This is a genomic window from Streptomyces tricolor, assembly GCF_002155905.1.
Taxonomy (GTDB): Bacteria; Actinomycetota; Actinomycetes; order Streptomycetales; family Streptomycetaceae; genus Streptomyces; species Streptomyces tricolor.
Window position 1 is genome coordinate 1 of the sequence record NZ_MUMF01000507.1, and the last position, 9,699, is coordinate 9,699.

The 9,699-nt window shown below is 73.0% G+C and carries 9 protein-coding genes; 7 read left to right on the forward strand and 2 right to left on the reverse strand.

What is annotated here, in order from left to right:
• Nucleotides 1-249 precede the first annotated feature (249 nt).
• Entirely contained in the window at nucleotides 250-1,482 is a 1,233-nt protein-coding gene (locus CCN44_RS31800) for an MFS transporter (protein ID WP_059248647.1), read from the forward strand.
• Here the strand turns inward: CCN44_RS31800 and CCN44_RS31805 are convergent.
• Together CCN44_RS31805 and CCN44_RS31810 are read right to left on the reverse strand one after the other, a co-directional pair.
• Nucleotides 1,419-2,582 carry a hypothetical protein gene (locus CCN44_RS31805; RefSeq protein ID WP_086701567.1) on the reverse strand — a complete coding sequence of 388 codons (1,164 nt, stop codon included), beginning with the start codon at nucleotides 2,580-2,582 and terminating at the stop codon, nucleotides 1,419-1,421. The two genes, CCN44_RS31800 and CCN44_RS31805, sit on opposite strands and share 64 nt — an antisense overlap.
• Nucleotides 2,579-3,520 (reverse strand): 5-dehydro-4-deoxyglucarate dehydratase, encoded by a 942-nt coding sequence (locus CCN44_RS31810; RefSeq protein ID WP_086701570.1) that lies wholly within the window; start codon nucleotides 3,518-3,520, stop codon nucleotides 2,579-2,581. The genes CCN44_RS31805 and CCN44_RS31810 overlap by 4 nt, the downstream gene beginning before the upstream one ends.
• Nucleotides 3,521-3,743: 223 nt before the next feature.
• On the opposite strand from CCN44_RS31810, the gene CCN44_RS31815 reads away from it, so the two are divergent.
• The 6 genes from CCN44_RS31815 to CCN44_RS31840 all read left to right on the forward strand — a co-directional run.
• Nucleotides 3,744-4,553, forward strand: a complete 810-nt coding sequence (locus CCN44_RS31815) for an NAD-dependent epimerase/dehydratase family protein (protein WP_059248650.1) — start codon at nucleotides 3,744-3,746, stop codon at nucleotides 4,551-4,553.
• Between the two features lie 274 nt (nucleotides 4,554-4,827).
• Nucleotides 4,828-5,598, forward strand: a complete 771-nt coding sequence (locus CCN44_RS31820) for a DeoR/GlpR family DNA-binding transcription regulator (protein ID WP_059248651.1) — start codon at nucleotides 4,828-4,830, stop codon at nucleotides 5,596-5,598.
• A gap of 110 nt (nucleotides 5,599-5,708) precedes the next feature.
• Nucleotides 5,709-7,079, forward strand: a complete 1,371-nt coding sequence (locus CCN44_RS31825) for an ABC transporter substrate-binding protein (RefSeq protein WP_086701572.1) — start codon at nucleotides 5,709-5,711, stop codon at nucleotides 7,077-7,079.
• Nucleotides 7,076-8,014: a carbohydrate ABC transporter permease gene (locus CCN44_RS31830; protein WP_059248653.1), complete on the forward strand. Its 939-nt coding sequence runs from the start codon at nucleotides 7,076-7,078 to the stop codon at nucleotides 8,012-8,014. Before CCN44_RS31825 ends, CCN44_RS31830 begins: the two co-directional genes overlap by 4 nt.
• On the forward strand, nucleotides 8,011-8,835 hold the full coding sequence (locus CCN44_RS31835) for a carbohydrate ABC transporter permease (protein ID WP_059248654.1): 825 nt from the start codon (nucleotides 8,011-8,013) through the stop codon (nucleotides 8,833-8,835). The genes CCN44_RS31830 and CCN44_RS31835 overlap by 4 nt, the downstream gene beginning before the upstream one ends.
• Nucleotides 8,832-9,699, forward strand: an 868-nt coding sequence (locus CCN44_RS31840; RefSeq protein ID WP_086701574.1) for a zinc-dependent alcohol dehydrogenase family protein, incomplete at its 3' end; no start/stop codon positions are given. The genes CCN44_RS31835 and CCN44_RS31840, both read left to right, overlap by 4 nt.

Sequence of the window (9,699 nt, forward strand, 5' to 3'; positions counted from 1 at the left end):
CTGCCGACCCCCGCCACGGCCCACGCCCGCCTCGATGCCGCCCACCTCGGCCATCACCCGCCGCGACCGGAACCCACCCCGACCAGCACCCCGCCCCTGCCGCCGGCACCGCTGGAGGCGCCGTAGTGGAGGACGGGCGGGCGGGTGTCGGTGCCGGAGGGCCGAGGCGGTTCGGCGTCGTGGCCGTTCCGGGAACCTGGGTGTCTTCCCGATCCCGGCGCCCCCTCCTTAGACCCACGATGAGCGGGCATGACGACTTCCCTGACCCTGCTCCGCGTGCTGCGGGACCGCGACGCGGGGCTGTATCTCACCGGCCTGGTGGTGTCCGGGTTCGGCACCTCCTCGCTGTGGCTGGCGTCGGGCGTGTGGGTGAAGGAGCTGACCGGGTCCGACGGTCTGGCCGCGCTGTGCATGCTCGCCATGTGGGCGCCCACCCTGGCCGGCCCGGCGCTCGGCACGCTCGCCGACCGCCTCCCGCGCCGGCCCCTGCTCATCGCCCTGAACCTGGGCCTTGCGGCCCTGCTCCTCACCCTTTTCGCCGTCGACTCCGCCGCCCGCCTGTGGCTGCTGTTCACCGTCCTGTTCCTGTACGGCACCGCCGGCGTCGTCCACGACGCCGCCGAGTCGGCGCTGGTGTCCTCCGTGGTCGGCCCGGACCTCCTCGGCGACTTCAACGGGCTGCGGACGGCCGTCACGGAGGGCATGAAGCTCGTCGCCCCGCTGACCGGGGCGGGCCTCTACACGGTCTACGGCGGCCCGGCCGTGGCCTGCCTGGACGCCGCGACCTTCGTGCTCGCCGCCGGGCTGTGCGCCCTGCTGCGGGTGCGCGAGCAGCGGCCCGCCCGGTCCGGCGAGGGCTGGCGCCGGCAGACCGCGCAGGGCGTCCGGCACCTGTGGGGCCACCCGGTGCTGCGCCCGCTGGTCCGGGCGGGCGGTACGACGATGCTGCTGACGGCGCTGGCCAGTACGACGGTGTACGCGGTGGTCGACCGGCTCGGCCACTCCCCCGCCTACACGGGCGTGCTGTACGCCGCCCAGGGCGCCGGCTCGGTGGCCGCCGGGCTGCTCGCCGGGCCGGCGCTGCGGCGGCTGGGCGGGCGGCGGTTCGCGGCGGCCGGGATCGCGCTGACGGGGGCCGCGGTGGTGGCGCGGGCCGTGCCGTGGGACCCGGTGGCGCTGGCCTCGGCCGCGGCGGGCGGCCTGGGCCTGCCCTGTGTGCTGATCGCCGCGCTCACCGCGGTCCAGCGCGAGACCCCCGGCCCGCTGCTCGGCCGGGTGACGGCCACGGCCCACACGCTGGTCTTCACCCCGAACGTGCTCGGGCTCGCCGCCGGGGCCGGCCTGGTCGAACTGGCCGGCCCCGGGCTGCTGTTGCCGCTCTACGGCCTGGCGCTGCTGCTGACGGCGCTGCCGCTGGCTCAGCGCGCCGCGAGCGCCTCCCGGACCGCCGCGAGGTCGCCGTCCGACGCCAACCCGGCGTGATACAGCCGCAGTTCCGTCGCGCCGTCGGCACGCGCGCGTGCCGCGTCCGCCGCGAGCGTGCCGGGGCGGCCGCCCATCCCGGAGACGACCGTGAGGTTGGCGGCCAGCACCGCCCCCTCCCGCGCCTGCCCGGCGAAGGGCGCCAGCAGGGCCGTACCGCCGGTGCAGGGCACCACCACGCCGTCGGCCACGGAGAGGATGTGGGCGGGGTCGACGCCCGCGTTGGCGCCGCAGTGGTAGGGGACCGGGTCGGCGTGCAGCAGCACCTGGAAGCCGTCGGGCGCGGCGGCGCGCACGGTGGCGACGGCCTCCTCCTGGAGGGTGCGGGCGGTGTTCTCGCGCCACGCGCGCGTGGCGGTCGCCGTGTCCTCCCCGAGCAGCTTCTCCACCGTCGGCCAGCCCTCGTCGTCCGCCGCGCCCCGCCACAGCGGTTCCAGCGCCTCGCGGACGGCCGCGGCCAGCGCGTCGGCGGCCAGGCCGTGGGCGCCGTAGCCGGCCCGGCAGGACGGGCAGAAGCACAGCGACATCAGGTACTGCCCGGCGTCCCCGAGGCCGACGCCGGCGGTCTTGTCGTGGGCGTGCAGGTGCTGCAGTCCGTACCAGCCGAGGGACTCCAGTTCGGTGCCGCGCGCGCCGGGGCGTACGGCGGCCTCGGCGGCCAGGTCGACCAGGTACGCGCGCGTGGCGGGCTGGGCGATGCAGGGCGCCCACGGGTAGCGGTCGCCGTAGGCGTTGACGACCGAGGTGTCGGGGTGCTCGGCGCCCAGGCGGGAGTTGTGGGCGAGGACGACCCAGGTGTGCACCTCCAGGCCGGCCGCGGCGAGGGCTTCGGCGGCCTCGCCGTAGGCGTCGCCGGGGGCCCAGCGGCCGGCGGGGTAGGGCCTGAGGCCGCGGCCCGCCCAGCGGTCGCCCGGCGGGTAGAGGACGGCCGCGTACTCGGCGGTGACGATGCGGTGGCGGGGGTGGCGCGGGGTCAGCGCGCGGGTGGAGTGGTAGGCGGCGGCGAGGGTGACCTGCTCGACGCCGAGCCCGGCGATGCGCGCGGGGGCCTCGGGGTCGCCGGTGACGTCCCAGGGGTAGACGAACGCCGATGTCCTCACGCGTCCTCCTCCAGCAGGGCGGAGCCGCGCTCGATCAGCTGGGCGAGCTGTTTGACGTGCTCTTCGGCCGGTTCGTGCAGCGGGGGCCGGACCTCGCCGACGTCCAGGCCGCGCAGCCGCACCCCGGCCTTGACGAGGGAGACGGCGTAGCCGCGGCCCTGGGCGCGCAGTTCCACGAAGGGGCGGTAGAAGCCGTCCAGGAGACGGTGCGCGGCGGACAGGTCGCCGGTGCGCAGGGCGCGGTGGAAGGCGAGGGCGATCTCCGGTGCGAAGCAGAACACCGCCGAGGAGTACAGGGTGATGCCGAGGGCGCGGTAGGCGAGCTGGGTCTGCTCGGCGGTGGGCAGGCCGTTGAAGTACAGGAAGTCGCCGGGGGCCTCGGTGCGGACGGCGCTGACGACGCGCTGCATGAGGTCGAGGTCGCCGAGGCCGTCCTTGAGGCCGATGACGCCGTCGGTGCGGGCCAGTTCCACCACGGTGGGCGGGGTGAAGACGGCGTTGTCGCGCTGGTAGACGATGACGGGCAGCGCGGTGGCCGCGGCGATCTCCCGGTAGTGCCGCAGCAGGCCGTCCTGGCCGGCGAGCACCAGGTACGGCGGCATGGCGAGGATGCCGTCGGCGCCCGCGTCCTCGGCGAGGCGCGCGTAGCGGACGGCGAGCGCGGTACCGTAGCCGGCGCCCGCGACGACCGGGACGCGCCCCTCGGCCGCCTCGACGGCCACCCGGACGCAGGCCTCGAACTCCTCCGGCAGCAGCGCGTGGAACTCCCCGGTGCCGCACGCGGCGAAGACGGCGGCGGCACCGGCCGCCACCCCCCGGCGCACATGGGTGCGGTAGACGTCCAGGTCGAGTGAGCCGCCGGGGCCGTAGGCCGTGACGGGGAAGAAGAGCGGCCCGCCCGGGTCACGGAGCCGGGCGGCGAGAGGGGCTGGCGTCACAGGCGCTCCCAGTCGGTGCATGTTTCTGATCGACGTCTATATTTCTGAACAACCTCACGCTACGAGCCCGCATCGGAGCGGGTCAAGCGCGCGCACAGGCAATGCAGCAGCGGAATTCCCCCTGTCACGGCACACTTGACGGGGTGGATCACCGCTCCCTAGCGTGTCCATGCATATGAACCTTGTCCACGCATGCGGCCGTTGACGTCAAGGAGACCGAAGGATGCCCGCTCCCCGTACGATCCTGCTCACCGGTGCCGCCGGCGGGCTCGGCACCCTGATGCGGTCCCTGCTGCCGGAGTACGGCTACACCCTGCGCCTGTTCGACGTGCGGCCGGTCGAGGACGCGCCGGACGCGATCACCGCGGACCTCACCGACACGGAGGCGCTGCGCGAGGCGGTGCGGGGCGTGGACGCGGTCCTGCACCTCGCGGGGATCTCCCTGGAGGCACCCTTCGAGAAGATCCTCCGGTCGAACATCGAAGGCACCTACAACCTGTACGAGGCGGCCCGCCGGGAGGGCGTGCCGCGGATCGTCTTCGCCTCCTCCAACCACGTCGTCGGCTTCACCCCGGCCCCACGCGCGGGCGAGCCGCCGATCCCGATCGACACCCCGCGCCGCCCGGACACCTTCTACGGCCTGTCGAAGTCCTTCGGCGAGGACCTGGCCCAGCTGTACTGGGACAGGCACGGCCTGGAGACCGTCTCCGTGCGCATCGGCTCCTGCTTCCCCGAGCCGACCAGCGTCCGCATGCTCTCGGTGTGGATGAGCCCGGCCGACGGCGCCCGCCTCTTCCACGCGGCCCTGACCGCCGAGGAGGTCGGCCACACGGTGGTCTACGGCTCCTCCGCCAACACCCGCCTGTGGTGGGACCTGACCACCGCGCGGGCGCTCGGCTACGAGCCGCAGGACGACTCCGAGCCGTACGCCGGGAAGCTCATCGCCGAGCAGGGCGAGCTGGACCCGGAGAACCCGGCCCACGCCCGCCTGGGCGGGCACTTCGTGAACGACCCGCCGATCTGGCCGTACTGAGGCCCCGGAAGGACCGGGAGCGGCGCAAAACGATCGTCCACGCGCGCGGGCGGGCACCGAACGGGCCCGCCCGCAGCCGCATCCGGGCGTCCGCCGTGCCCGATACCACCCCGCCCCGGGCAGCCACGCAGGTCCGTGGCGGGCACGGCCCGCGCGAAGCGGGCCCAAGCGGGCACCATCGGGCCCGCAACAGACCTGGTCAGCGCGGCGCACCGACGGTAGAACTTCCCCCATGGGCCCGAACGGGCAGTTCCACAGGGAAGTGGGTGACGACATGACCCCCAGGACGGCGGAAGAACGCCAGCGCGAGATCGTGCGGGCCGCCCGGGCCACCGGCTCGGTGGACGTCACCGCGCTCGCCGCCGCACTGGGCGTGGCCAAGGAGACCATCCGGCGTGATCTGCGCGCCCTGGAGGACCACGGCCTGGTCCGCCGCACCCACGGCGGCGCCTACCCGGTGGAGAGCGCCGGTTTCGAGACGACCCTCGCCTTCCGCGCCACCAGCCATGTGCCCGAGAAGCGCCGGATCGCCGCCGCGGCGGCCGAGCTGCTCGGGGACGCCGAGACCGTCTTCGTCGACGAGGGCTTCACCCCGCAGCTCATCGCCGAGGCGCTGCCCGGGGACCGGCCGCTGACCGTGGTCACCGCGTCCCTGCCGGTCGCGGGCGCCCTCGCGGAGGCGGAGCACGTCTCCGTCCTGCTGCTCGGCGGCCGGGTCCGCCCGGGCACGCTGGCCACCGTCGACCACTGGACGACGAAGATGCTGGCCGGCTTCGTGATCGACCTGGCCTACATCGGGGCCAACGGCATCTCCCGCGAGTACGGCCTGACCACCCCCGACCCGGCGGTCAGCGAGGTCAAGGCGCAGGCCGTCCGGGCCGCCCGGCGCACGGTCTTCGCGGGCGTGCACACCAAGTTCGGCGCGGTCAGCTTCTGCCGGTTCGCGGAGATCGGCGCGCTGGAGGCGATCGTGACCAGCACTCTCCTCCCGTCCGCCGAGGCCCACCGCTACTCCCTGCTGGGCCCGCAGGTCATCCGCGTCTGATCACCCGCCTTTCCCGACCCTCCCGTCTCCCCACCCGTCCGCCCCTGGGTGTTCCACACCTCCGAACACCCCTTATGTCCCCGTACTTCGCATACCTCCAGGAGCGATCCATGCGCACCCCGAGCCGACGGAGGCCGCGAGCCACGCTCGCCCTGGCCGCCGCAGGGACGCTGCTCGCCCCGCTGCTCTCCGGCTGCTGGGCCGGCGCCGGCGGGACCGGTTCCGGCGGCGACTCCCTCAACGTGCTGATGGTCAACAACCCGCAGATGACCGAGTTGCAGAAGCTGACCGCCGCCCACTTCACCAAGGACACCGGCATCAAGGTCAACTTCACGGTCCTGCCCGAGAACGACGTCCGCGACAAGATCAGCCAGGACTTCGCCAACCAGGCCGGCCAGTACGACGTGGCCACCCTGTCCAACTACGAGATACCGATCTACGCCCGCAACGGCTGGCTGCACGAGATGGACACGTACGTCGCGAAGGACCCGGCGTACGACGAGAAGGACGTCCTGAAGCCGATGCGCCAGTCGCTCACCGGTGACGACGGCAAGCTCTACGGGCAGCCCTTCTACGGCGAGTCGTCCTTCCTCATGTACCGCAAGGACGTGTTCGCGGAGAAGGGCCTGACGATGCCCGCCCGCCCCACCTGGCAGCAGGTCGCCGACCTGGCCGCGAAGGCGGACGGGGCCCGGCCCGGCATGCGGGGGATCTGCCTGCGCGGGCTGCCCGGCTGGGGCGAGCTGATGGCCCCGCTCACGACGGTCGTGAACACCTTCGGCGGCACCTGGTTCGACAAGGACTGGAAGGCCCGGCTCGACTCCCCCGCCTTCACGAAGGCGACGAAGTTCTATGTCGACCTGGTCCGAGCGCACGGCGAGTCCGGCGCCGCCCAGTCCGGCTTCGCCGAGTGCCTGAACAACATGACCCAGGGCAAGGTCGCCATGTGGTACGACGCCACCTCCGCGGCCGGACTGCTGGAGGCGGCCGAGTCCCCGGTCAAGGGCAAGCTCGGCTACGCACCCGCCCCCGTGGAGCGGACGAAGTCCTCCGGCTGGCTCTACACCTGGGCCTGGGGCATCCAGCAGGCCTCCCGCAACCCCGACAAGGCCTGGAAGTTCGTCTCCTGGGCGTCCGGCAAGGGGTACGAGCGGCTGGTCGGCGAGACCAGCGGCTGGTCGAACGTCCCGGCGGGCAAGCGGGCGTCGACCTACACCAACGCCGACTACCGCGCCTCGGCCGCCGCCTTCCAGGAGATGACCAAGGAGGCCATCGAGAGCGCCCGGCCGAACGACCCCGGCGTGCAGCCGCGGCCCGCGCCCGGCATCCAGTTCGTCGGCATCCCCGAGTTCACCGACCTCGGCACCAGGGTCTCCCGGGAGATCAGCGCGGCCATCGCCGGACGCCAGTCCGTGGACGCGGCCCTGCGGAAGTCGCAGGCGCTCGCCGAGAAGATCTCCGAGGAGTACGAGGGACGATGACAGCGACCACCACGGCCCCCCTCGCGGCCACCCCCGCACGGACGGTCAGGCAGCCCTCGGCCCGGCTGCGCGCCTGGGCCACCCGGGCCCCGCTGCTGCCCGCCCTCGTCTTCATGATCGTGGTGACCCAGCTGCCGTTCGTGGCCACGCTGGTGATCTCCTTCTTCGACTGGAACGCCCTCTACCCCAAGGCCCGCCACTTCACCGGCCTGGACAACTACCGCGAGGTGCTGACCGACGCGGACCTGCGCCACTCGGTGTGGACGACCGTGCTGCTCACCGCGGGGGTGGTGCTGGCCAGCCTGGTCCTCGGGCTGGTGCTGGCGCTGCTGCTGGACCGCAGGTTCCGCGGCCGGGGCATCGTCCGCACCCTGCTCATCGCGCCCTTCCTGGTGGTGCCGGTGGCCGCGGCCCTGCTCTGGAAGCATGTGCTCTACAACCCTGAATACGGCTTGTTCAATGGGTTGTTGCACTATGTGGGCGGTCCACAGCCGGACTGGGTGTCGCGCACCCCGCTGCTCGCCGTCGAGGCCTCCCTGGTGTGGCAGTGGACGCCGTTCATGATGCTGATCCTGCTGGCGGGGCTACAGAGCCGGGACCAGCAGCAGATCGAGGCCGCGCGGGTCGACGGCGCGAGCGACTGGCAGATCTTCCGCCATCTGACCCTGCCCCATCTGCGCCGCTATCTGGAGCTGGGCGCGCTGCTGGGCTCGATCTACATCGTCCAGAACTTCGACGCGGTCTTCACGATCACGTCCGGCGGCCTGGGCACCGCCAACCTGCCCTACACCGTCTACCAGAGCTTCTACCAGGCCCACGAGAACGGCCTGGCCTCGGCCGCCGGCGTCCTGGTGGTCATCGGCTCGATCGTCATCGCGACCTTCGCCCTGCGCGTGGTGTCGTCCCTGTTCCGCGAGGAGGTGTCCCGCGCATGAGCGTCCTGCGCCGGGGCGGGCTCGGCCTGCTGGCCTGGCTGGCCGGCATCGTCTTCTTCCTGCCCATCGCGTGGATGGCCCTGACGTCCTTCCACTCCGAGGCGGACGCGGCGACCAACCCGCCGTCGTTCACCGCCGCCCTGACCCTCGACGGCTACCGCGAGTTCTTCGGCAGCGGCGGCGGGGCGAGCCCGTGGCCCGCGCTGATCAACTCCACGGTGGCCTCGGTGGCCTCCACACTCCTCGTCCTCCTGCTGGCCCTCCCGGCGGCCTACGCGCTGTCGATCCGGCCGGTGAAGAAGTGGACGGACGTCCTGTTCTTCTTCCTCTCCACGAAGATGCTGCCGGCCGTGGCGGGCCTGCTGCCGATCTATCTGTTCGCCAAGAACGCCCAGCTGCTCGACAACATCTGGCTGCTGGTCGTCCTCTACACCTCCATGAACCTGCCGATCGCGGTGTGGATGATGCAGTCCTTCCTCGCCGAGGTGCCGGTCGCGGTCATCGAGGCGGCGCGGGTGGACGGCGCCCGGCTTCCGGTGATCCTCGCGCGCGTGGTGGCCCCGATCGCCCTGCCCGGCATCGCCGCCACCGCCCTGATCTGCTTCATCTTCAGCTGGAACGAACTGCTCTTCGCCCGAGTGCTCACGGGCGTGGTCGCCGAGACCGCCCCCGTCTTCCTGACCGGCTTCATCACCAGCCAGGGCCTGTTCCTGGCCAAGGTGTGCGCCGCGTCGCTCGTCATCTCCCTGCCGGTGCTCGCCGCGGGGTTCGCCGCCCAGGACAAGCTGGTCCAGGGCCTGTCGTTGGGAGCCGTGAAATGAAGGCCGCCGTCATCGAGTCCGTGGGCCGCGCCGTCGTCACCGAGGTCCCGGACCCGACGCCGGGCCCCCGCGAGGTCGTCGTCGAAGTGGCGGCCTGCGGCCTGTGCGGCACGGACCTGCACATCCTCCAGGGCGAGTTCGCGCCCAAGCTGCCGATCGTCCCCGGGCACGAGTTCGCGGGCGAGGTCGTCGGGGTCGGCACCCAGGTCACCGAGGTGGCCGTCGGCGACCGGGTGGCCGTGGACCCCTCGCTGTACTGCTACGAGTGCCGGTACTGCCGTACCGGCCACAACAACCTGTGCGAGCGGTGGGCCGCGATCGGCGTGACGACGGCGGGCGGCGCGGCGCGGTACGCGCTCGCCCCGGTCGCCAACTGCGTGAAGCTGCCCGAGCACGTGCGCACCGAGGACGCGGCCCTGGTGGAGCCCCTGTCCTGCGCGGTGCGCGGCTACGACGTCCTGCGCTCCCGGCTCGGCGCCCACGTCCTGATCTACGGCTCCGGGACGATGGGCCTGATGATGCTGGAGCTGGCCAAGCGGACCGGTGCGGCCCGCGTGGACGTGGTCGACGTGAACCCGGCCCGCCTGGAGACGGCCCGGCTGCTCGGCGTCTCGGCCGCCGCGGCGCACGCGGACGAACTGGACCGCCCGCAGGGCTGGGACGTGGTGGTGGACGCCACCGGCAACGCGGCGGCGATCCAGGACGGCCTGGGCCGGGTGGCCAAGGCGGGCACGTTCCTCCAGTTCGGGGTGGCCGACTACGCGACCCGGGTGACGATCGATCCGTACCGGATCTACAACCAGGAGATCACCATCACCGGCTCCATGGCGGTCCTGCACAGCTTCGAGCGGGCGGCGGAGCTGT